General features: G+C 69.8%; 24 protein-coding genes and 5 tRNA genes. 20 read left to right on the plus strand and 9 right to left on the minus strand.

The features are described 5' to 3' along the window. Window positions 1–2,315: sensor histidine kinase (locus ABT288_RS43860; RefSeq protein ID WP_351620798.1), on the minus strand; the 2,315-nt coding region annotated here is incomplete at its 3' end. A 572-nt stretch (window positions 2,316–2,887) separates the two neighbouring features. Here ABT288_RS43860 and ABT288_RS43865 point away from each other — a divergent pair. From ABT288_RS43865 to gltX, 3 genes are all read left to right on the plus strand, one after another. Next, entirely contained in the window at window positions 2,888–3,082 is a 195-nt protein-coding gene (locus ABT288_RS43865; RefSeq protein ID WP_351620801.1) for a hypothetical protein, read from the plus strand. A gap of 199 nt (window positions 3,083–3,281) precedes the next feature. Next, window positions 3,282–4,067 carry a fumarylacetoacetate hydrolase family protein gene (locus tag ABT288_RS43870; RefSeq protein ID WP_351620804.1) on the plus strand — a complete coding sequence of 262 codons (786 nt, stop codon included), beginning with the start codon at window positions 3,282–3,284 and terminating at the stop codon, window positions 4,065–4,067. After that, window positions 4,060–5,544 (plus strand): glutamate--tRNA ligase, encoded by a 1,485-nt coding sequence (gltX, locus tag ABT288_RS43875; RefSeq protein WP_351620807.1) that lies wholly within the window; start codon window positions 4,060–4,062, stop codon window positions 5,542–5,544. Before ABT288_RS43870 ends, gltX begins: the two co-directional genes overlap by 8 nt. 60 nt (window positions 5,545–5,604) lie before the next feature. Here gltX and ABT288_RS43880 read toward each other — a convergent pair whose 3' ends face one another. Next, entirely contained in the window at window positions 5,605–5,889 is a 285-nt protein-coding gene (locus ABT288_RS43880) for a type II toxin-antitoxin system RelE family toxin (RefSeq protein ID WP_069778531.1), read from the minus strand. 41 nt (window positions 5,890–5,930) lie between these two features. Here ABT288_RS43880 and ABT288_RS43885 point away from each other — a divergent pair, with 41 nt between their 5' ends. The 6 genes from ABT288_RS43885 to ABT288_RS43910 all read left to right on the plus strand — a co-directional run bounded on the left by ABT288_RS43885 (window position 5,931) and on the right by ABT288_RS43910 (window position 7,214). Then, window positions 5,931–6,662, plus strand: coding sequence for an HAD family hydrolase (locus ABT288_RS43885; RefSeq protein ID WP_351620809.1), 732 nt, complete (start codon window positions 5,931–5,933; stop codon window positions 6,660–6,662). 90 nt (window positions 6,663–6,752) lie between these two features. Continuing rightward, window positions 6,753–6,824, plus strand: a tRNA-Gln gene (locus ABT288_RS43890). Between the two features lie 21 nt (window positions 6,825–6,845). Then, a tRNA-Glu gene (locus tag ABT288_RS43895) sits at window positions 6,846–6,918 on the plus strand. A 29-nt stretch (window positions 6,919–6,947) separates the two neighbouring features. Next, window positions 6,948–7,020 (plus strand) — tRNA-Glu (locus ABT288_RS43900). 21 nt (window positions 7,021–7,041) lie between these two features. Then, window positions 7,042–7,113 (plus strand) — tRNA-Gln (locus tag ABT288_RS43905). A 28-nt stretch (window positions 7,114–7,141) separates the two neighbouring features. Further along, window positions 7,142–7,214, plus strand: a tRNA-Glu gene (locus ABT288_RS43910). 51 nt (window positions 7,215–7,265) lie between these two features. On the opposite strand, the gene ABT288_RS43915 is transcribed toward ABT288_RS43910, so the two are convergent. Further along, window positions 7,266–7,910 (minus strand): MerR family transcriptional regulator, encoded by a 645-nt coding sequence (locus tag ABT288_RS43915; protein ID WP_351620811.1) that lies wholly within the window; start codon window positions 7,908–7,910, stop codon window positions 7,266–7,268. An 83-nt stretch (window positions 7,911–7,993) separates the two neighbouring features. Between ABT288_RS43915 and ABT288_RS43920 the strand changes: the two genes are divergently transcribed. Next, complete coding sequence (locus ABT288_RS43920; RefSeq protein ID WP_351620814.1) at window positions 7,994–8,503, plus strand: DUF4188 domain-containing protein; 510 nt, start codon at window positions 7,994–7,996, stop codon at window positions 8,501–8,503. Between the two features lie 75 nt (window positions 8,504–8,578). Here the strand turns inward: ABT288_RS43920 and ndgR are convergent, their stop codons facing one another. Beyond that, window positions 8,579–9,295: an IclR family transcriptional regulator NdgR gene (gene ndgR / locus ABT288_RS43925; RefSeq protein WP_030577649.1), complete on the minus strand. Its 717-nt coding sequence runs from the start codon at window positions 9,293–9,295 to the stop codon at window positions 8,579–8,581. A gap of 209 nt (window positions 9,296–9,504) precedes the next feature. Between ndgR and leuC the strand changes: the two genes are divergently transcribed. The 4 genes from leuC to ABT288_RS43945 all read left to right on the plus strand — a co-directional run bounded on the left by leuC (window position 9,505) and on the right by ABT288_RS43945 (window position 12,809). Further along, window positions 9,505–10,929 (plus strand): 3-isopropylmalate dehydratase large subunit, encoded by a 1,425-nt coding sequence (leuC, locus tag ABT288_RS43930; protein WP_351620817.1) that lies wholly within the window; start codon window positions 9,505–9,507, stop codon window positions 10,927–10,929. A gap of 6 nt (window positions 10,930–10,935) precedes the next feature. Then, complete coding sequence (gene leuD, locus ABT288_RS43935) at window positions 10,936–11,529, plus strand: 3-isopropylmalate dehydratase small subunit (RefSeq protein WP_351620820.1); 594 nt, start codon at window positions 10,936–10,938, stop codon at window positions 11,527–11,529. 262 nt (window positions 11,530–11,791) lie between these two features. Beyond that, window positions 11,792–12,022, plus strand: a complete 231-nt coding sequence (locus tag ABT288_RS43940) for an SCO5555 family protein (protein ID WP_351620823.1) — start codon at window positions 11,792–11,794, stop codon at window positions 12,020–12,022. Window positions 12,023–12,158: 136 nt separating this feature from the next. After that, entirely contained in the window at window positions 12,159–12,809 is a 651-nt protein-coding gene (locus ABT288_RS43945; RefSeq protein WP_351620826.1) for an HU family DNA-binding protein, read from the plus strand. Between the two features lie 70 nt (window positions 12,810–12,879). On the opposite strand, the gene ABT288_RS43950 is transcribed toward ABT288_RS43945, so the two are convergent. Both ABT288_RS43950 and cofC read right to left on the minus strand, forming a co-directional pair. Beyond that, window positions 12,880–13,083: a hypothetical protein gene (locus tag ABT288_RS43950; protein ID WP_351620829.1), complete on the minus strand. Its 204-nt coding sequence runs from the start codon at window positions 13,081–13,083 to the stop codon at window positions 12,880–12,882. 57 nt (window positions 13,084–13,140) lie between these two features. After that, on the minus strand, window positions 13,141–13,782 hold the full coding sequence (gene cofC, locus ABT288_RS43955; RefSeq protein WP_351620832.1) for a 2-phospho-L-lactate guanylyltransferase: 642 nt from the start codon (window positions 13,780–13,782) through the stop codon (window positions 13,141–13,143). A gap of 154 nt (window positions 13,783–13,936) precedes the next feature. Between cofC and ABT288_RS43960 the strand changes: the two genes are divergently transcribed. Genes ABT288_RS43960 through ABT288_RS43970 form a run of 3 tightly spaced genes read left to right on the plus strand, consistent with a single transcriptional unit; the run spans window position 13,937 to window position 16,949 of the window. Then, window positions 13,937–14,725: a lysophospholipid acyltransferase family protein gene (locus tag ABT288_RS43960; RefSeq protein ID WP_351620834.1), complete on the plus strand. Its 789-nt coding sequence runs from the start codon at window positions 13,937–13,939 to the stop codon at window positions 14,723–14,725. After that, the gene (locus ABT288_RS43965) at window positions 14,722–15,732 is read left to right on the plus strand and encodes an NAD(P)H-dependent glycerol-3-phosphate dehydrogenase (protein WP_351620837.1); all 1,011 of its coding nucleotides are present in this window, start codon (window positions 14,722–14,724) and stop codon (window positions 15,730–15,732) included. The genes ABT288_RS43960 and ABT288_RS43965 overlap by 4 nt, the downstream gene beginning before the upstream one ends. A gap of 59 nt (window positions 15,733–15,791) precedes the next feature. Beyond that, complete coding sequence (locus ABT288_RS43970; RefSeq protein WP_351620839.1) at window positions 15,792–16,949, plus strand: D-alanine--D-alanine ligase family protein; 1,158 nt, start codon at window positions 15,792–15,794, stop codon at window positions 16,947–16,949. Window positions 16,950–16,961: 12 nt separating this feature from the next. On the opposite strand, the gene ABT288_RS43975 is transcribed toward ABT288_RS43970, so the two are convergent. Then, window positions 16,962–17,483, minus strand: a complete 522-nt coding sequence (locus ABT288_RS43975; RefSeq protein ID WP_351620842.1) for a DUF3515 domain-containing protein — start codon at window positions 17,481–17,483, stop codon at window positions 16,962–16,964. Between the two features lie 20 nt (window positions 17,484–17,503). Next, window positions 17,504–17,737, minus strand: coding sequence for an Lrp/AsnC family transcriptional regulator (locus tag ABT288_RS43980; RefSeq protein ID WP_003997603.1), 234 nt, complete (start codon window positions 17,735–17,737; stop codon window positions 17,504–17,506). A gap of 247 nt (window positions 17,738–17,984) precedes the next feature. On the opposite strand from ABT288_RS43980, the gene ABT288_RS43985 reads away from it, so the two are divergent. Together ABT288_RS43985 and thiD are read left to right on the plus strand one after the other, a co-directional pair. Further along, complete coding sequence (locus ABT288_RS43985; protein ID WP_228622989.1) at window positions 17,985–18,950, plus strand: thiamine-phosphate kinase; 966 nt, start codon at window positions 17,985–17,987, stop codon at window positions 18,948–18,950. Beyond that, entirely contained in the window at window positions 18,947–19,732 is a 786-nt protein-coding gene (gene thiD, locus ABT288_RS43990; RefSeq protein WP_351620845.1) for a bifunctional hydroxymethylpyrimidine kinase/phosphomethylpyrimidine kinase, read from the plus strand. The genes ABT288_RS43985 and thiD overlap by 4 nt, the downstream gene beginning before the upstream one ends. Before the next feature lie 120 nt (window positions 19,733–19,852). On the opposite strand, the gene rpmB is transcribed toward thiD, so the two are convergent. Then, window positions 19,853–20,038, minus strand: coding sequence for a 50S ribosomal protein L28 (gene rpmB / locus ABT288_RS43995; RefSeq protein WP_009190838.1), 186 nt, complete (start codon window positions 20,036–20,038; stop codon window positions 19,853–19,855). 257 nt (window positions 20,039–20,295) lie between these two features. Here rpmB and ABT288_RS44000 point away from each other — a divergent pair. After that, window positions 20,296–20,689 (plus strand): DAK2 domain-containing protein (locus ABT288_RS44000; RefSeq protein WP_351620848.1); only part of this gene is annotated, 394 nt, incomplete at its 3' end.

The raw sequence follows: 20,689 nt of genomic DNA on the forward strand, positions 1-20,689 counted from the left end.
TTCCCGTCGCCCGCTCCGATCGGTCGCCATGACCAGCCCAGGGGCCCGGTTCCGCTTCGGCGGGGCCGGGCCCCTGGTGTGTCCGGGGGTCCCTGGGTCGCGGGCGCGCCCGGCTTGCCCGGAGTGGGCTTCTTGCCGCCCTGGGCCACGTCCACGGGCAGCATGACCAGCGCGGTCGTACCGCCGGAGTCGGACGGGCGCAGCTGGATGCGGATGCCGTGCCGCTGGGACAGCCGGCCGACCACGAAGAGGCCCATGCGGCGGGAGACCGACACGTCCACGGTGGGCGGCGAGGCGAGCCGCTCGTTGATCGCCGCGAGGTCCTCGGGGGACAGGCCGATACCGGTGTCGTGGATCTCGATCAGCACGCGGCCGTCGGGCAGCGCGTGACCGGTGACCTTGACCTTGGTCTGCGGCGAGGAGAACGAGGTGGCGTTCTCCAGCAGCTCGGCGAGCAGGTGCACGAGGTCGTTGACCACGCGGCCGGCGACCTCGGTGGTCGGCACGGCGGCCAGCTCGATGCGCTCGTACTGCTCCACCTCGGACGCGGCGGCGCGGAGCACGTCGACCAGCGGGACCGGGCGGGTCCAGCGGCGGCCGGGCTCCTCACCCGCGAGGACGAGGAGGTTCTCGCCGTTACGGCGCATACGCGTCGCGAGGTGGTCGAGCTTGAACAGCGAGGACAGCTGGTCCGGGTCGGCCTCGCGGGACTCCAGTTCGGAGATGAGCGACAGCTGGCGCTGGATGAGGCCCTGGGAGCGGCGCGAGAGGTTGGTGAACATCGCGTTGACGTTGCCCCGCAGCAGGGCCTGCTCGGCGGCCAGGCGGACCGCCTCGCGGTGCACGTCGTCGAAGGCCGCGGCCACCTGGCCGATCTCGTCCCGGGAGTGCACACCGACCGACTCGACGGAGGTGTCGACGTCCTGAGGGTCGGACTCCGACAGCTGCTTGACCAGCTCGGGCAGGCGGTCCTGGGCGACCTTGGTCGCGGTCTCCTGCAGGCGGCGCAGCGAGCGGATCATGGACCGGGCCACGATGAACGCGCCGACCAGCGACACACCGAGCACGAGCAGGATCAGCGCACCGGAGATGATGGCGTCCTGCTGGGTGGCGCTCTTCAGCTCGCGGGCCTTCTGCTCCATCTCCTCGAGCAGCGTGTGCTCGATCTTCTTCATCTGCTCGATCTTGGTCGAGCTGTCGTCCACCCAGTCGCGGTAGGAGCGGGCGTTCAGGCTCTGGAGGCCGTCGGGGGAGTCGAAGACGCGCTTGGCGTAGGTGTCTGCGGACTCGATCGTCGGGTTGCCCTCGTCGATCGGCTTGAGGAGTTCCTCGGCGTTGTTGTTCGCGTAGATCTTCCGGAAGATCGCGATCTCGGAGTTCTCGCTCTGGTACGCCGACTGGCCGTAGAGGCGGTCGTTCGTCGAGAGGTCGCCCTTGGTCGACGTGGTCGCGGGCAGCGCGGCGGCGATCGTGGCGCGCTGCACGGAGGCGTACTCCTTGGCGGTGGAGAAGGCCGCCAGGGCGCGGGTGCGCGAGATCATCTCCGGGTTGCTGGACGCCTGGGCCATGTCCTGGGACAGGTCGATCAGCTGGGTGATGAGCCGGTGGTAGGACTCGATCGTCTGGGTCGAGTTGCCCTGCGAGGAGTAGGCGCCCTTGCGGATCTTGGCCAGCTGGTCGAGCTGGTTGAAGATGCCGACGAGGTTGTCACGCACGCCCTGGAGCTGGCCGCCCTTGCTCGCGGCGTCGATCTCCTGGGTGGAGTTCTCGAAGTTCGCCAGCGCTCGGTCGGTCTTGTCCCGGTAGCCCTTGACCGTGTAGTCGCTCGCGTTCAGGCCGTGCGCCAGGGGACCGGCGGACTGGTCGCGCTCCTCCTGGAGAGCGGCCGCCAGCTCGGTGGCCTGCTTGGTCATGTCCGTCAGCAGCTTCATGTTGTCGAGCTGCTGGATGTCGGTGATGTTCTGGTCGATGCGCAGCGCGCCCAGCGAGGTCGCCGCGACCACGGGCAGCGCGAGCAGCGACACCAGGCGCGTGGAGATGCGCCAGTTGCGCAGGGCCATGCGGGAGCCGGGGCCGCTGGAGCCCTTGGCGGGCTTGATGGCCGGCGCGGGGGTGGCGCCGGAGTTGCCGGTCCCGATGGAGGCCGACGAGGCCGACACGCCGGGGCGTCCGCCGCGCTCACCGCCGTCCGCCGACGGGGCCGGGCCCGGGTTCTGGGCGTGCTGGGGCGAGGAGCTGCCCTTCATGGGGCCAGTCCCGTCGTGCGACTCCGGCTCCGCCGAAGCGCTGCCATCCCTCTTGAAACGTCCCTGCACTAGCGTCGCAACCTCTGGACCAGGCGCCCCTCCGCGCGAACGGAGGGACACGGTGTCGGCGTTGTGGAGAGCGCCCTGAATACGCCCCCCGGTGGTCTTGAGTGACCGGCGCTGGTTCCCCCCTGTCTCGGCCGCCGCTACGGCGCTGCTTCGCGCCCCTTGCGCCGGCTCGATTCCCGCGGCGGTCCGTGGAATTCCAGCACAGTGCCGGATCTCCAACAAGGGCCGTACCCCGAGCTGTGACCTACGTGACGGGCTGTGAGTGCCACGTCACCAGCCGTGGAGGCCGATCCCGAACATATCGGGCGTATCCGTGTGAGTCAGCGGTCGGTGCCTGGTGTCTGAGTCGCCATGATCAGGAGCGGAATGATGGCTTCAGATGGTCAATGTCCGTTTCGTTAGGGCATATTGCCCGTCGGATTTGACCGGATTGTCCGCGAGGTCGTGAGCAAACTCACACGCACCTCGTGGGCAGTTGGCGCCTTCGGCAGGGAATTGGATGTTTAGCCTGACGCTTTACACGAGGGACCTCTCTGTAACCCCGCCGACACAGGACTAGGACGCGTACAACCGTGAAGACGACGATGATGTTCCACCGGATCGCCAACCCGCGACGCACCACCCTGGCGCATCTGAAGGACGTCGGCGAACTGCGGACGCCCCAGCAGCCGGAGCACTCCGTCGACCTCCCCGCCCAGACGGCCAACCCCCGGCGCACGGTGCTGGTGGACGTCCCGGTCGGCGCGACGGCCATGGCCGGAGAGTAACGGCCACGGCCGGAGAGTGACGGGCGGGAGCCTCGCCCGATGCGCTGAACCACGGCGGCCGCGTTCCCACGGCCGCCGGCGCGCCGCACGGCCCGCGGCACGGCCCCCGGGGCGCACGCCGGAGACCGCGAACCTGGATTCCCACCGGTTAACCTGGGGCGTCAGTACGCCGGTTCTCAGTAAGGGGCGCAAGGATCCCGTGCGCATCGCCAGGTTCTCCATCGACGGGAACGTAGCCTTCGGCGCGGTCGAGGGCGACAAGCAGGACGAACTCGTCCTCGACATCATCAAGGGCATCCCGTTCGCGGACTACGAGCTGTCCGGCACGAAGGTGCCGCTGAGCAAGGTCAGGCTGCTCCCGCCGGTCCTGCCCAACAAGGTCGTGGCGTTCGGCCGCAACTACGCCGAGCACGCGCGTGAGCTGGGCAACGAGGTCCCGGACGCCCCCTTCGCCTTCTTCAAGCCCTCCACCTCGGTGATCGGCCCCGGCGACGAGATCCAGTACCCCTCCTTCTCCGAGGAACTGCACCACGAGGCCGAGCTGGCCGTGGTCATCGGCCGCATGTGCCGCGAGGTCCCGCGTGAGCGCGTCAAAGACGTGATCTTCGGCTACACCTGCGCCAACGACGTCACCGCCCGCGACGTGCAGAAGCGCGAGAAGCAGTGGGCGCGCGCCAAGGGCTTCGACACCTCCTGCCCGCTCGGCCCCTGGGTGGAGACCGGCCTCGCCCTCGAACGGGCGAACGACCTCACCATCCAGCTCACCGTCAACGGCGAACAGCGCCAGCTGGGCCGTACGAGCGAGATGGTCCACCCCATCGAGGACCTGGTCGTCAACATCTCCGAGGCCATGACCCTGCTCCCCGGCGACGTCATCCTCACCGGCACCCCCGCGGGGGTCGGCCCCCTGAACGTCGGCGACGAGGTCGCCGTCTCCATCGAAGGCATCGGCACTCTCACCAACAAGGTTGTCAAGCGTGGCTAGCGCACCCGGCTCACCCGTACGCGTCCGTTTCTGTCCCTCGCCCACCGGTAACCCGCACGTGGGCCTGGTCCGCACCGCCCTGTTCAACTGGGCGTTCGCCCGGCACCACCAGGGCACCCTGGTCTTCCGCATCGAGGACACCGACGCCGCCCGCGACTCCGAGGAGTCCTACCAGCAGCTGCTCGACGCGATGCGCTGGCTCGGCTTCGACTGGGACGAGGGCCCCGAGGTCGGCGGCCCGCACGCGCCGTACCGCCAGTCGCAGCGCATGGACATCTACCGGGACGTCGCCCAGAAGCTCCTGGACACCGGCCACGCCTACCACTGCTACTGCTCCCAGGAGGAGCTGGACACCCGCCGCGAGGCCGCCCGCGCCGCCGGGAAGCCCTCGGGTTACGACGGCCACTGCCGCGACCTGACCGAGGCGCAGGTGGAGGAGTACAAGGCCCAGGGCCGTACGCCCATCGTCCGCTTCCGGATGCCGGACGAGACGATCACCTTCACCGACCTGGTCCGCGGCGAGCTGACCTTCACCCCGGAGAACGTGCCGGACTACGGCATCGTCCGCGCGAACGGCGCCCCGCTGTACACGCTGGTCAACCCGGTCGACGACGCGCTGATGGAGATCACCCACGTCCTGCGCGGCGAGGACCTGCTCTCCTCCACCCCGCGCCAGATCGCGCTGTACAAGGCGCTGACGGAGCTGGGCATCGCGAAGGGCGTCCCCGAGTTCGGCCACCTGCCGTACGTGATGGGCGAGGGCAACAAGAAGCTCTCCAAGCGGGACCCGCAGTCGTCGCTGAACCTCTACCGCGAGCAGGGCTTCCTGCCGGAGGGCCTGCTCAACTACCTGTCCCTGCTGGGCTGGTCGCTCTCCGCGGACCAGGACGTCTTCACGATCGCCGAGATGGTCGCCGCCTTCGACATCTCCGACGTGAACCCCAACCCGGCCCGCTTCGACCTGAAGAAGTGCGAGGCGATCAACGGCGACCACATCCGCATGCTGGATGTGAAGGAGTTCACCGAGCGCTGCCGCCCCTGGCTGAAGGCCCCCTTCGCCCCCTGGGCGCCCGAGGCCTTCGACGAGGCCAAGTGGCAGGCGATCGCCCCGCACGCCCAGACCCGCCTGAAGGTGCTGTCGGAGATCACCGACAACGTCGACTTCCTCTTCCTGCCGGAGCCGGTCGAGGACGAGGCTTCGTGGGCCAAGGCGATGAAGGAGGGCAGCGACGCCCTGCTCCGCACGGCCCGCGAGAAGCTGGATGCGGCCGACTGGACCTCCCCCGAGTCCCTGAAGGAGGCCGTCCTGGCCGCCGGTGAGGTGTACGGCCTCAAGCTCGGCAAGGCCCAGGCCCCGGTCCGCGTCGCCGTCACCGGCCGCACCGTCGGCCTGCCGCTCTTCGAGTCCCTGGAAGTCCTGGGCAGGGAGAAGACGCTGGCCCGGATCGACGCGGCCCTGGTGAAGCTGAGCGCGTAGCCGGCCCATGCGTCAGGGGCGGCACCCGGTGTGTTCCGGGTGCCGCCCCTGTTGCGTCGGTCACTGGGCGTCGGCTTCGTCGATCAGATAGGCGCTCTCGTCGAAGATCTCCAGCACGACGATGACCATGATCGCGCCGGCCACCATGTACTCCAGCATGACGCCCGGGGCCACATACGCCTTGCGCAGATGCTCGTCAGGGCCCAGTTGCGCGGTCGATGTCTTCCGGAACGGGTCACGGGCCAGTATCCGTACGGCCCTGTCCAACTGCGCTCGACGCTCTGCCGGCAGGGCGTCGAACGTCGCACGGGCCTCGACGGTGAACTGGACGCGGTACTCGCTCATGCGGACCAGTGTGCCAGCCGTTCGGCGGTACCGTCGGTGGCATGACGATCAGAGCCGTGGTCTGGGACGTGGACGACACCCTGTTCGACTACACGAGCGCCGACCGGGAGGGCATGCGGGCGCATCTGGCCGTGGAGGGGCTGCTCGCCGGGTACGACAGCCCCGAGCAGGCCCTCGTCCGGTGGCGGGAGATCACCGACCGGCAGTGGGCGCGGTTCTCGGTCGGGGAGGTCAGCTTCGAGGGGCAGCGGCGCGACCGCGTGCGGGTCTTCCTGGACGCGGATCTGACCGACGCCGAGTGCGACGCCTGGTTCCAGCGGTACATAGGGCACTACGAGGCCGCCTGGAGCGTCTTCCCGGACGTCCTGCCCGCCCTGGAGGCCCTCTCCACCAGCCACCGGCACGCGGTGCTGTCCAACTCCAGCCTCACGGTCCAGGAGCACAAGCTGCGCACCCTCGGCCTCCTCGACCGCTTCGAGGTCGTGCTGTGCGCCGCCGAGCTGGGCGTCTCCAAGCCGGAGGCCGGCGCCTTCCTGGCGGTCTGCGAGGCGCTGCGGCTGCCTCCGCACGAGGTGGCGTACGTCGGAGACCACCCGGAGATCGACGGGCGGGGCGCCGCCGAGGCCGGGCTGCTGTCCGTGTGGATCGATCGCGGGACGGGCTCGGCGCAGGACGTCGGGGAGGTCGTCTGCCGCCGGATCTCGACCCTCGCCGAACTCCCCGCGCTCGTCCGCGCGGATACCCGTTTTGGAGCCCCGTCCACCTTCGGGTAATGTTCTTCCTGCGCCGAGGGGAGCGGGCCGGAAGGCCGGAGCCCCGAGGAGCAAGCTAGAACGAGGACCCCGCAGGGGCTTGAGTTCCAGTGGCCTATGGTGTAATTGGCAGCACGACTGATTCTGGTTCAGTTAGTCTTGGTTCGAGTCCAGGTAGGCCAGCTCGCAGAGCTTATCTGCAAAGCCCCCGTTGTGTAGCGGCCTAGCACGCTGCCCTCTCAAGGCAGTAGCGCCGGTTCGAATCCGGTCGGGGGTACTGATCCTGATCCTGTCGGGATCGCTAGGGCCCCCGTTGTGTAGCGGCCTAGCACGCCGCCCTCTCAAGGCGGTAGCGCCGGTTCGAATCCGGTCGGGGGTACTGACTGGTCTAAACCATCATTGGTCTATGGTGTAATTGGCAGCACGACTGATTCTGGTTCAGTTAGTCTTGGTTCGAGTCCAGGTAGACCAGCTCGGACCTGCGGAAACGCAGCGTCCATGCCCCCGTTGTGTAGCGGCCTAGCACGCCGCCCTCTCAAGGCGGTAGCGCCGGTTCGAATCCGGTCGGGGGTACGCACAGGGAAGGCCCTCCACCTCGGTGGGGGGCCTTCGCCGTATCCGGACCTACTCGAAGCCGTACCGCCGGCCCGACTCCTCCTCCTGGGCCAGCCGGCGCAGCGCCTGCAGCATCGGCTCGGTCAGCACCGAGCCGAGCACCGCCGTCTCCACCTTCTCCGCCTCCGACGGATGCGTCTCCACGAAGTCCAGGTCGAGTTTGGCCACCTCGTGCATCAACCTGCCGTACGACGCGAGCAGTTCGAACCCCCACTCGTAACCGAGCCGGCGGAACGCGGCCACCGCCACCACCAGCGAGCGGTACGAGGGGGAGATCGTCGTCAGCAGCTTCGCGTTCGACCAGCCCAACCGGTCCAGCAGCTCGTCCACCTCCCGGTGAGCCGCCTGCACGAAGGCGTCCTCCTCGTCCGGCTCCGGCACCTGCGGCAGCGCCCACAGGGCCGCGCCCAGCCGGATGGTGCGGCCCAGGGCGTGGTCGTCGACGTTGCGCAGCACCTCCCGGACCGTGGCCACCGGGATCCCGCCGACCTGGATCATCGCGCGCACCAGCCGCAGCCGCCGCAGATGCTCGTCCCCGTACTCCGCCGTCGTGGTGTTGATCTGGCGACCCGGCGGCAGCAGGCCTTCGCGCAGGTAGTACTTGATCGTCGCGGTGGACACACCGCTGCGTCTGCTCAGTTCGGCCAGCCGCATGTCTTGCGCTCCTTTTTGGATAACGGCACTATCCAAGCATCGGCTCTTGGATAGCGCTGCTCGCCAACGAGGGGGAAGTCGTCATGGTGTCCCGTACGACCGCCGACGCGGAGGGCGAGGTCGTCGTCCTGCTGATCGGCATGCGCATCAACCGCTTCTGGGCCGTCCACCTGTGGCTGCCGGTGATGCTCGCGATGTTCCGCATGCTGCGCGAACTGGAGAAGGACCCGGCGCGGGGCCTGCGCAGCCGTGTCATGCTGACGGCTTCTCCGCGCTCGTACTACATCGTGCAGTACTGGGAGTCCAAGGAGAAGCTGTACGCCTACGCGGCCGCGCCGGACGCGTTCCACCACAAGGCCTGGGCGCGGCTCAACCGCAAGGAGCGGACCGGGAAGCTGCGGGGACAGGTCGGGATCTGGCACGAGGCGTACGTCGTGCCGGAGGGGTCGTACGAGGCGATCTACGGGGACATGCCGGCGTTCGGGCTCGCGGCCGCGCACGGGCAGGTCCCGCTGGAGGAGCGGGGGCGGTACGCGAAGGACCGGTTCGCCTACCGGTCGCAGAAGGCGCCGGTGGCCGAGAAGACCGGCTGACCGGGGGATCGGGGGAGCGAGGAGGGCCTGCCGCGGCGTTGGGGCAGGCCCTCCTCGGTGTTCCCGGGTCCGGGCTCAGCCCGTGCGGCGCAGGGCCTCCGAGAGGCGGGCGGCGGCGTCGATGACCGCCTGCGCGTGCATACGGCCGGGGTGGCGGGTCAGGCGCTCGATCGGCCCGGAGACGGACACCGCGGCGACCACGCGGTTGGAGGGGCCGCGCACCGGCGCGGAGACGGACGCGACGCCCGGCTCGCGCTCGCCGATGGACTGGGCCCAGCCGCGCCGCCGTACTCCCGACAGGGCCGTCGCCGTGAAGCGGGCGCCCTGCAGGCCGCGGTGCAGGCGCTCGGGCTCCTCCCAGGCCATCAGGATCTGCGCCGAGGAGCCGGCCTTCATCGTGAGCGTGGAGCCGACCGGGACGGTGTCCCGCAGACCGGACAGGCGCTCCGCCGCGGCCACGCAGATCCGCATGTCACCCTGGCGCCGGTAGAGCTGTGCGCTCTCGCCGGTGACATCACGGAGGTGGGTGAGCACGGGGCCCGCCGTCGCGAGCAGGCGGTCCTCGCCGGCCGCCGCCGCCAGCTCCGCGAGACGCGGCCCGAGAATGAAACGGCCCTGCATGTCGCGTGCCACCATGCGGTGGTGTTCCAAAGCCACGGCCAGGCGGTGAGCCGTGGGTCGTGCCAGTCCGGTCGCGCCGACCAGACCCGCGAGGGTGGCCGGACCGGACTCCAGAGCGCTCAGGACGAGGGCCGCCTTGTCCAGAACGCCGACGCCGCTACTGTTGTCCATGCAACGATACTTGCGTCTCACTCTGTGAAACGCAAGTTCAATTTTCCGTGGAACGCGCCACTCTGGAATCACACAACGGCCCGCAGACCGACGGGCTTGGCGGTGGACGCCCGGAATCACGACTTCATGGGGCCCCTCAGCAGGGCAGTCGCCGCTTCCTCAAGATCTCTAGTTGGGCCGGTGGACGCTTGCCGGCCGGAGGGAAAGCGATGGGTAGGACACTCGCGGAGAAGGTCTGGGACGACCACGTCGTCCGGCGCGCCGAGGGCGAGCCCGACCTCCTCTTCATCGATCTGCACCTGCTGCACGAGGTGACCAGCCCGCAGGCCTTCGACGGGCTGCGCAAGAACGGCCGTCAGGTGCGCCGCCTCGACCTCACCATCGCCACCGAGGACCACAACACCCCGACCCTCGACATCGACAAGCCCATCGCCGACCCGGTCTCCCGCGCCCAGCTGGAGACGCTGCGCAAGAACTGCGCCGAGTTCGGCGTGCGACTGCACCCGCTGGGCGACGTCGAGCAGGGCGTCGTGCACGTCGTCGGCCCGCAGCTGGGCCTGACCCAGCCCGGTACGACCGTGGTCTGCGGTGACTCCCACACCTCCACGCACGGCGCGTTCGGCGCGCTGGCGTTCGGCATCGGCACCTCGCAGGTCGAGCACGTGCTGGCCACCCAGACGCTGCCGCTGGCCCGCCCCAGGACCATGGCCATCACCGTCGAGGGCGAGCTGCCCGAGGGCGTCACCGCCAAGGACCTGATCCTGGCGATCATCGCGAAGATCGGTACGGGCGGCGGCCAGGGCTACATCCTGGAGTACCGCGGCTCCGCCATCGAGAAGCTCTCGATGGAGGCCCGGATGACCATCTGCAACATGTCGATCGAGGCGGGCGCCCGCGCGGGCATGATCGCCCCGGACGAGACCACCTTCGCGTACCTCAAGGGCCGCCCGCACGCCCCCGAGGGCGCCGACTGGGACGCCGCCGTCGCGTACTGGAAGACGCTGAGGACGGACGACGACGCCGAGTTCGACGCCGAGGTCGTGATCAACGCCGACGAGCTGTCGCCGTTCGTCACCTGGGGCACCAACCCCGGCCAGGGCGCGCCGCTTTCGGCGAACGTCCCCGACCCGGCTTCGTACGAAGACGCTTCGGAGCGTCTCGCCGCCGAAAAGGCCCTGGAATACATGGGGTTGGAGGCCGGACAGCCCCTGCGCTCCATCAAGGTGGACACCGTCTTCGTAGGCTCCTGCACCAACGGCCGCATCGAGGACCTGCGCGCCGCCGCCGCGCTCCTGAAGGACCGCAAAGTCGCCGACGGCGTACGGATGCTGGTCGTCCCGGGCTCCGCGCGCGTGGGTCTGCAGGCCGTCTCCGAGGGCCTGGACGTGGTCTTCAAGGAGGCCGGCGCCGAATGGCGGCACGCGGGCTGCTCGATGTGCCTCGGCATGAACCCCGACCAGCTGGCCCCGGGCGAGCGCTCCGCCTCCACCTCCAACCGCAACTTCGAGGGCCGGCAGGGCAAGGGCGGTCGTACGCACCTGGTGTCGCCGCAGGTCGCGGCCGCCACGGCCGTCCTGGGCCACCTGGCCTCGCCCGCCGACCTGTCCGACGCCCCCGTGCCCGCTGGAGTCTGAGAAATCATGGAAGCCTTCACCACCCACACCGGCCGGGCCGTCCCGCTGCGCCGCAGCAACGTCGACACCGACCAGATCATCCCTGCTCACTGGCTCAAGAAGGTCACGCGGGACGGCTTCGAGGACGGGCTGTTCGAGGCCTGGCGCAAGGACCCCGAGTTCATCCTCAACCGTCCCGAGCGGCAGGGCGCGACCGTCCTGGTCGCCGGCCCCGACTTCGGCACCGGCTCCTCCCGCGAGCACGCCGTCTGGGCGCTGCAGAACTACGGCTTCAAGGCCGTGATCTCCTCGCGCTTCGCGGACATCTTCCGGGGCAACTCGCTGAAGAACGGGCTGCTCACGGTGGTCCTGGACCAGAAGATCGTGGACGCCCTGTGGGAACTGACGGAACAGGATCCCACTGCTGAGGTCACTGTTGACCTTGAGGCACGTGAGGTTCGCGCGGAGGGCATCACCGCCCCCTTCGAACTGGACGAGAACTCCCGCTGGCGGCTGCTGAACGGCCTGGACGACATCTCCATCACGCTCCAGAACGAGGCCGACATCGCCGCGTACGAGACCAAGCGGCCGTCGTACAAGCCGCGGACGCTCCAGATCTGATCCAACCCCCGAGCGGGTCGCGTTTCGGCCACCCAACACCCCGTCCGTACCCCCGATCGCCACGATCGGGGGTACGGCCGTGTCTGGACCCGAACGGCCCCGTGAGCTTCTCGCTCCGCGCTCAACTTGCCACGTTACGAAGGCCGTTGCCTGGGTACGTGAGTGCTGGGATCGCGTCCTCCGCAAGTGCCTGGAAGGCCATTTGAGGCGGCAGTTGCCCCCTGCGCAGGCGACAACTCGCCCCAGATGGCACAATCTGTGCATGGAACACGACGGCCAACTCCAGCTCTATACGGCGGTCGCGAACCAACTCAAGGAAGCGCACGCAAGGGTGCGCGCACTGCAAGTCCCGGAGGGCGTACGGATGGCGCTGACCCGGAAGCTGCTGGTCATTACGGCCGCGGCCAAGCACGATCTCGCCGCTGCGGCAAGGCGGCTCGAGCGGTTCAACACGGACCTCGACGAGGGTCGGATCCCCGGCGAGGGCGACTGAACAGCCCGAGACCACCGAGTCTGTTGCGGCACAAGGGTGATAAGCCCGTTTCGTGTTTGATTTGCGGTATATATCTGCCTAACGTGCGAAAAAGCTTGAACACTTTCGTTCTGGCGATGTCTCCGAAGGGGAAGACGTGAACAAGGCGCAGCTCGTAGAAGCGATTGCCGACAAGGTCGGCGGCCGTCAGCAGGCCGCCGAGGCTGTCGATCATGTCCTGGACGCCATCGTCCGCGCGGTCGTCGCGGGCGAGCGGGTCTCGGTCACCGGCTTCGGGTCCTTCGAGAAGGTGGACCGCCCCGCCCGCTACGCCCGCAACCCTCAGACGGGCGAGCGGGTTCGGGTCAAGAAGACCTCCGTGCCGCGATTCCGCGCCGGTCAGGGCTTCAAGGACCTGGTGAGCGGCTCGAAGAAGCTGCCGCGCGGCGGCGAGGTCTCGGTCAAGAAGGCGCCCAAGGGCAGCCTGACCGGCGGCGCCGCGGCGACGGTCAAGAAGGCCGCCGCGAAGAAGACCACCAAGGCGGCCGCGAAGAAGGTCACGGCCAAGAAGGCGGCGCCGACGAAGAAGGCGGCCGTCGCGAAGAAGACCACGGCGAAGAAGGCGCCCGCCAAGAAGACCACGGCGGCCGCCAAGAAGACCACCGCGGCGAAGAAGACCACCGCCAAGAAGGCGACGGCCAAGAAGGCCCCGGCGAAGAAGGTCACCGCGAAGAAGGCCCCGGCCAAGAAGTCGACGGCCCGCAAGACCACCGCCAAGAAGGCCACCGCCCGCAAGGCGACGTCGTAAGGACGCCAGGGCACTCACGCGCCGGGCCGGACTCCCCTGGGAGCCCGGCCCGCGGCGTGTGTAAGGGCAGTTACAGCGTTTGAAGGGTTACGAGGGTGATGCGCAGGGCGTCCCCGCATCCCTCCGTCTCGATCCGCACCCGCTGCCCCGGCCTCAGGAGCCGCAGGCCGCCCGCGTCGAACGCCGGGGCGTCGAAGGGTACGGGGGTGCCGTCGTCGAGGAGCACCTTTCCGCTGCGGGTTTGGGGATCGTAGGTGTATGCGGTGGCCTGCATGAAGGCCAGCCTAATGTCCGCCGCTGCGGGATGCGCCGTGAGGCCGCGGCCGTGCGCTCAGAATCCGGGGATCAGCAACCCCGCCGACACCGCAGCCGTATGCGGGCCGACGCCCAGGGCCAGTGCCGCCCGCAGATCGTCCCCCGTGTCCACGTCCTGCCGTACCGAATCCACGCCCGTGAGCCGGAGTTCCTCCGCCCCCGAGCCCCGGTGCCGGGCACGGGAATCAATGCCGAACTCCGGCTGCAATTCCCCGTCGGGCCCCGCGGCCAGCAATGTCGTGCCCCGTCCCGCCGCATCCGCGAGAAACGCCCGGGGAAACTCCGCCGCCGCGCCCAGGACGAGGGCAAGTTCCGCCGGGCGCAGCGCCGGCAGATCGGCGTTCAGGGCGGCAACGGGTGTGCGCGGGCGTATTCCGCGCACGGCCGCCGCGCCGTGCGCCAGCGCGGCGTTCAGGCCGCTTCCCGGCGCGTCCGGGACGATCCGCGCGCCCAGTGCCGCCAGCTCGCGCGCCGCCCGTCCGTCGTCCGTGACGACCGCCACATCCGCCACGGCGGCCGTACAGGACAGCGCCGCGGCCACCGTGTCCTGGGCGAACGCGAGCGCCAGCCCTGGGCGCACCCCGTCGCCCGCGGTGTCCGAGAGCCTGCTCTTGGCCCGCGACAGGGGCTTCAGGGGGATGACCAAGGTCCACTGCACCGGCGTACCGTCCCTCTCTCGTCTCGATCATTGTCCCCCGCGCCACCTGGCGCTGTCGGTGACGGGGCGTACGGTGTTCTCGACAGACCGGCGGCACGGGGCGACAATCGTGCGGCCCCCGCCGGGGTGGCAGCCTCTAGAGGAAGGTGTCCTTGTGCCCCGCCGCAGAATCGGCTTCTGGTACCGCTTCGCCGCGGTGCTCTGCAAACCGCCGCTGGTCGTTCTGATCAAGCGGGACTGGCGCGGAATGGAGCACATTCCGGCCGAGGGCGGATTTATCACCGTGGTGAACCACAATTCCCACGTGGACCCCTTCGCGTACGCGCACTATCAGTACAACACCGGGCGGGTTCCGCGATTCCTCGCGAAGAGCGGGCTTTTCAAGAAGGGATTCGTCGGCGCCGCCATGCGCGGCACCGGGCAGATCCCCGTCTACCGCGAGTCCACGGACGCGCTCAGCGCCTTCCGGGCCGCGATCGACGCCGTGGAGCGCGGCGAGTGCGTCGCCTTCTACCCCGAGGGCACCCTCACCCGCGACCCGGACGGCTGGCCCATGACCGGCAAGACCGGTGCCGCCCGCGTCGCCCTGCAGACCAAGTGCCCGGTCATCCCGATCGCCCAGTGGGGCGCCAACGAACTGCTGCCGCCGTACGCCAAGAAGCCGAACCTCTTCCCGCGCAAGACCCACCACGTGCTCGCGGGCCCGCCCGTGGACCTCTCGCGCTTCTACGACAAGGAGATGACCCCGGACCTGCTCAAGGAAGCCACCGAGGTCATCATGGCGGCCATCACCCGCCGACTCGAGGAGATCCGCGGCGAGAAGGCGCCCGAGACGCCCTACGACCCCCGCCGCGAGCGGATCGAACAGCGGCGCCGCACCGAGGCGCAGACGGCGCAGACAGCGCAGGCCAAGGGCAAGGAACCGGAGGGGCAGGGCAAGTGAGCAAGGCGGTCAAGGCGGCGGTCATGGGCACCGGCTCATGGGGCACCGCCTTCGGTATGGTCCTCGCCGACGCGGGCTGCGAGGTGACCCTGTGGGCCCGCCGCCCCGAGCTGGCCGAGGCCGTCAACTCGACGCGGACCAACCCCGACTACCTGCCGGGTGTCGAACTCCCGGAGAACCTCAGAGCCACCTCGGACCCGGCCGAGGCCCTGCGCGACGCCGAATTCACCGTCCTCGCCATCCCCTCCCAGACCCTGCGCGCCAACCTCGCCGAGTGGGCCCCGCTGCTCGCCCCGGACACCGTGCTCGTCTCCCTCATGAAGGGCGTCGAACTCGGCTCCACCATGCGGATGAGCGAGGTCGTCGACGACGTCGCCAAGGTCGGCTCCGACCGCATCGCGGTCGTCACCGGACCCAACCTGGCCCGTGAGATCGCCGCCCGCATGCCGGCCGCCGCCGTGGTCGCCTGCACCGACGTGTCCGTCGCCCAGCGCCTCCAGGCCGCCTGCCACACGCCGTACTTCCGGCCCTACACGGAGACCGACGTGGTGGGCTGCGAACTGGGCGGTGCCGTGAAGAACGTCATCGGGCTCGCCGTCGGCATCGCGGACGGCATGGGGCTCGGCGACAACGCCAAGGGCTCGCTCATCACCCGGGGCCTCGCCGAGACCGCGCGGCTCGGTGTCGTGCTCGGCGCCGACCCGCTGACGTTCTCCGGACTCGCGGGCCTCGGCGACCTGGTGGCGACCTGCTCCTCGCCGCTGTCCCGCAACCACACCTTCGGCACCAACCTCGGCAAGGGCATGACCCTGCAGGAGACCATCGCGGTCACCAAGCAGACCGCCGAGGGCGTCAAGTCCTGCGAGTCCGTGCTGGATCTGGCCCGGCGGCACGGCGTCGACATGCCCATCACCGAGACGGTCGTCGCGATCGTCCACGAGGGCAAGTCCCCGGTGGCCGCCGTCAAGGAGCTGATGTCGCGCAGCGCGAAGCCGGAACGACGCTGAGCGAACCCCCCGGGCCGACGCTGTATCCGGGCTCTACCAACGGGTACTCTCAACGCGATATGAGCACCGAGAACCTCCCCCAGAGCCCTGAGCAGCAGCCCCGCAAGCCGCGCGTGGCCGTCGTGTTCGGCGGCCGCAGCTCCGAACACGGGATCTCCGTGGTCACCGCGGGCGCCGTCCTCAAGGCCATCGACCGGACGAAGTACGACGTCCTGCCGATCGGCATCACCCGGGACGGCCGGTGGGCGCTGACCGCCGACGAGCCGGAGCGCATGGCGATCACCGACCGCCGCACCCCCGACGTCGAGGAACTGGCGGAGTCGCACGAGGGCGGCGTGGTGCTCCCCGTCGACCCCGCGAACCGCGAGGTCGTCTACAGCGAGCCCGGCTCGGTGCCCAAGGCGCTCGGCGAGGTCGACGTGGTCTTCCCGGTGCTGCACGGCCCCTACGGCGAGGACGGCACCCTGCAGGGCCTCCTGGAGCTGTCCGGGGTGCCGTACGTGGGCGCCGGTGTGCTCGCCTCGGCCGTCGGCCAGGACAAGGAGTACATGAAGCGGATCTTCACCTCCTACGGGCTCAAGGTCGGCCCGTACGTGGTGATCCGGCCGCGCGAGTGGGAGCGGGACGAGTCCGCCGCCCGCAAGAAGATCGTCGACTTCGCCGGCGAGCACGGCTGGCCGCTGTTCGTGAAGCCCGCCCGCGCGGGCTCGTCCATCGGCATCACCAAGGTCGACGACCTGTCCGGCCTGGACGAAGCGATCGCCACCGCGCAGGCCCACGACCCGAAGATCCTGGTCGAGGCCATCGTGCGGGGCCGTGAGATCGAGTGCGGCGTCCTGGAGTTCGAGGACGGCCCGCGCGCCTCCGTCCCGGCCGAGATCCCTCCGCCGGACGCGCACGCGTACTACGACTTCGAGGCCAAGTACATCGACTCCACGCCCGGAATCGTCCCGGCGCCGCTCACCGCGGAGCAGACCGCCGAGGTGCAGCGGCTCGCCGTCGAGGCGTTCGAGGCGGTCTCCTGCGAGGGTCTGGTCCGCGCGGACTTCTTCCTCACCGAGGACGGCGAGTTCGTGATCAACGAGATCAACACCCTGCCCGGCTTCACGCCCATCTCGATGTACCCGCAGATGTGGCAGGCCGGCGGCGTCAGCTACCCGGAGCTGATCGACCGCCTGGTGCAGGCGGCGCTGCGCCGCTCGACCGGCCTGCGCTGAGCAGCCCGCGAGTCACCCGCGCATGGAGGCGATCCCCTCGGGGATCGCCTTCTTCACGGCCGCAGCGAGATCCGTGAGCACGGCCGTGCCCTCCTCCTGCGCGGACATGCCCCTGGGCAGCCCGATCTGCACGTATGCCACGCGGCCCGCGGTGGTGAACCGCCAGGTGCCGTCGCTCTGCTTCTCCATCAGCCAGTCGACGCCGTTCACCCCGCCCGCGATGGCGTCGGGGTCACCGCCCTCGGCCACCTTGGGATCGATCATCTTCGGCGGCCGTACGACACCACAGCGCAGTATGATCGCCGGGTTTCCCCAGCCCGCTGTATAGGCGGACCGGGGTCCGGGGTCGTTGCGGCTTCGCCCGTCGAGCTTCTGGGGCAGCACCCGGTGCAGGGCCCGGCACACCGGCGCCGTCTTCGCGTCGGGACTGGGAACCGCCACGGCGGCGCTGTCGTCTGCCGAGGAGCAGCCCGCGACCGCGATCAGGAGCGCGGGTGCGAGCAGGCCGAGGGGCCGGTGACGGGAGATGTTCACCGGCCAAGCGTAGACGGGGGCTACAGATGCACGACCGGACAGGTCAGGGTGCGGGTGATGCCGTCCACTTGCTGGACCTTGGCGACCACCATGCGACCGAGGTCGTCGACCGTGTCGGCCTGGGCGCGCACGATGACGTCGTACGGTCCCGTCACGTCCTCTGCCTGGATCACTCCAGGGATCTTGCTGATCGTCTCGGCGACGGTCGACGCCTTGCCGACCTCCGTCTGGATCAGGATGTACGCCTGTACCACGGAACCTCCAGGGCGGCCACGAGGATCATGTGGGGAAAAGGAACGCCACGGTATCGCGTCGCCGCTCCCCGCGGGGAGACCTGCGGGAACCGGGCTTGCGCGCCAGGGTGCAGGCACGACGGAAGTTGACGGTCGCAAGGACCGTTCCGACGGTCTTCCGGACCGTACCGACAGTCACCTCGACCGTATCGGGGACACTGATGACGCGCGACTGGGCACGGCATGGCAGAGAAGGGGAGCAAGGGCAATGAAGGGCACTGTTGGTGAGCTCGGGGAGTTCGGGCTCATCAGGGAGCTCACCTCCCGTCTCACCACCACCCCGGCGGTCCGGATCGGCCCCGGCGACGACGCCGCGGTGGTCGCCGCGCCCGACCGCCGGGTGGTGGCGAGCACCGACATCCTGCTGGAGGGGCGGCACTTCCGCCGCGACTGGTCCACGGCGTACGACGTCGGGCGCAAGGCGGCGGCGCAGAACCTCGCCGACATCGCCGCGATGGGCGCCGTACCGACCGCCCTGCTGCTCGGTCTGGTCGTCCCGGCCGAACTCCCGGTGACCTGGCCCAGCGAGCTGATGGACGGCCTGCGTGACGAGTGCCAGGTCGCGGGCGCCTCCGTGGTCGGCGGCGACGTCGTGCGGGGCGACACGATCATGGTGTCGATCACCGCGCTCGGCGATCTGCGCAACCAGGAGCCCGTCACCCGGGCCGGTGCCCAGCCCGGCGACCTGGTCGCCGTCACGGGCTGGCTGGGCTGGTCCGCGGCCGGTTACGCGGTCCTCTCCCGGGGTTTCCGCTCCCCGCGGGCCTTCGTGGAGGCCCACCGCCGCCCCGAGCCGCCCTACCACGCGGGCCCGGCCGCCGCCGCGCTCGGCGCGACCGCGATGTGCGACGTGAGCGACGGACTGATCGCCGACCTCGGGCACATCGCCGAGGCGAGCAAGGTGCGCATCGACATCCGCTCGGGCGCGATCGACATCCCGACCCAGATGAACGACATCGGGCAGGCCGTCGGCGTCGACCCGCTGCAGTGGGTGCTGACCGGGGGAGAGGACCACGCGATCGTCGCGACCTTCCCGTCGGACACCAAGCTGCCGGCCCGCTGGAAGGTCATCGGCGAGGTCCTCAACCCCTCCGCGCTGCCGCAGGTGACCGTCGACGGGGCGCCCTGGACCAGCAAGGGCGGCTGGGACCACTTCGGGGACATCGAGTCGTGATCCCTCGCGTGCTGACCGTGGCGGGCTCCGACTCGGGGGGCGGAGCGGGCATCCAGGCCGACCTGAAGACGATGCTGGCGCTCGGCGTGCACGGGATGAGCGTGATCACGGCGGTGACCGCGCAGAACTCCGTGGGCGTGCAGGGCGCCTGGGAACTGCCCGTGGAGGCGGTACGGGCCCAGTACCGCAGTGTCGTGGACGACATCGGCGTCCAGGCCGTCAAGACCGGCATGCTGGCCTCCGCGGAACTGGTCGAGGCGGTCGCCGAGTTGATCTCCGGCACGAACGCTCCGGCCGTCGTGGACCCGGTGGGCGTCTCCAAGCACGGCGATGCGCTGCTGGCCGCGTCCGCGCTGGACACCGTACGGACGAAGCTGCTCCCGGTGGCGACCGTGGCGACCCCGAACCTCGACGAGGTGGCACAACTCACCGGGGTGCGCGTGGAGTCCGAGGACGATCTGCGACCGGCCGCGGCGGCCGTGCTGGAATACGGGCCGCGCTGGGTGCTGATCAAGGGCGGGCACCTGCCCGGGGACGCCGTGGACCTGCTCACGGACGGTGCCGCCGAGTACCGGCTGCGTGCGCCCCGCCACGACAACCGGCACACGCACGGCACGGGCTGCACGCTCGCCTCGGCCATCGCGTCGGGGCTGGCGAAGGGGCTCTCCGTGCCGGAGGCGGTCACGGCGGCCAAGGAGTACGTCACGGGGGCGATCGCCGCCGGATTCGCGCTCGGCGCGGGGATCGGGCCGGTGGATCACGGTTGGCGGCTGCGGGGGTGACCCCGCCGAGAGCTCCGGCTACGGCAAAAAAGCTCCGGGCACGGCAAAAAGCCGGCCCACCCTCAGGTGGACCGGCTCAGTGCAGCGAACCAGGCAGTGGCCGCGCGCTCAGCTGTAGCGTCAGCGCGAGACCTTGCCGGCCTTGATGCACGAGGTGCAAGCGTTCACGCGCTTCGGCGTCCCGCCGACCACGGTACGCACACGCTGGATGTTCGGGTTCCAGCGGCGGGACGTACGGCGGTGCGAAAACGAGATGTTGTTGCCGAAGCCCGGCCCCTTGCCGCAGACGTCGCAGTTGGCAGCCACGGGTCACTCCAAAGACTTCAGATGCACTTACGGTTAATCCCGGCATGCCGGGATCGAGATCCTAAGACCTGAGATCTTGAGTGGCGCTGCCAGGGGAACGGCCCGATCGGATCGGGCAACCGGAGCAGCATACAACGGCTGCGCCCGTACAACGAAACTACCATGGCAGCTCAGGGCACCGCTCCCGGTCCTCTTCCGGTGGACAGGGTTCCTGGGTCTACGCTGCGACCACGTTCAGCCAGCTCAGGGAGGCGCAGGTGGCGCAGGTGCCGCAGACATTCCTCGATGCTCTCGCGGTGCGCAGCTGGTGCGGTCTGGCACTCGGAGCGCTCGGTCGCGCGCGTGAGGAGATCGACGCGATCAACGTCTATCCGGTGGCCGACGGCGACACCGGGACCAATCTCTACCTCACCGTGGAATCGGCGGCCACGGCCGTGGAGGCGGTGTTCGCCGGGTACGGGACGGGTGCGGGGGAGCCCTCCCTGGCGGACGCCGTGCACGCGATGGCCCACGGGGCGCTCATCGGGGCCCGCGGCAACTCCGGGACGATCCTGGCGCAGCTGCTGCGCGGCATGGCGCAGGTGCTCGCCGACGACATCGGGCGCGAGACGCCGCACATCGACGGCGCGGCGCTGCGGCGGGCGCTGCGGC

The sequence above is a fragment of the Streptomyces sp. NPDC001093 genome (genome assembly GCF_040298985.1).
Classification (GTDB): domain Bacteria; phylum Actinomycetota; class Actinomycetes; order Streptomycetales; family Streptomycetaceae; genus Streptomyces.

Coding starts and splice junctions, on each gene's coding strand:
- ABT288_RS43880 (WP_069778531.1), bottom strand. CDS start 5,889: ATGAGCGAGTACCGCGTCCAGTTCACCGTCGAGGCCCGTGCGACGTTC.
- ABT288_RS43885 (WP_351620809.1), top strand. CDS start 5,931: ATGACGATCAGAGCCGTGGTCTGGGACGTGGACGACACCCTGTTCGAC.
- ABT288_RS43915 (WP_351620811.1), bottom strand. CDS start 7,910: ATGCGGCTGGCCGAACTGAGCAGACGCAGCGGTGTGTCCACCGCGACG.
- ABT288_RS43920 (WP_351620814.1), top strand. CDS start 7,994: ATGGTGTCCCGTACGACCGCCGACGCGGAGGGCGAGGTCGTCGTCCTG.
- ndgR (WP_030577649.1), bottom strand. CDS start 9,295: ATGGACAACAGTAGCGGCGTCGGCGTTCTGGACAAGGCGGCCCTCGTC.
- leuC (WP_351620817.1), top strand. CDS start 9,505: ATGGGTAGGACACTCGCGGAGAAGGTCTGGGACGACCACGTCGTCCGG.
- leuD (WP_351620820.1), top strand. CDS start 10,936: ATGGAAGCCTTCACCACCCACACCGGCCGGGCCGTCCCGCTGCGCCGC.
- ABT288_RS43940 (WP_351620823.1), top strand. CDS start 11,792: ATGGAACACGACGGCCAACTCCAGCTCTATACGGCGGTCGCGAACCAA.
- ABT288_RS43950 (WP_351620829.1), bottom strand. CDS start 13,083: ATGCAGGCCACCGCATACACCTACGATCCCCAAACCCGCAGCGGAAAG.
- ABT288_RS43970 (WP_351620839.1), top strand. CDS start 15,792: ATGAGCACCGAGAACCTCCCCCAGAGCCCTGAGCAGCAGCCCCGCAAG.
- ABT288_RS43985 (WP_228622989.1), top strand. CDS start 17,985: ATGAAGGGCACTGTTGGTGAGCTCGGGGAGTTCGGGCTCATCAGGGAG.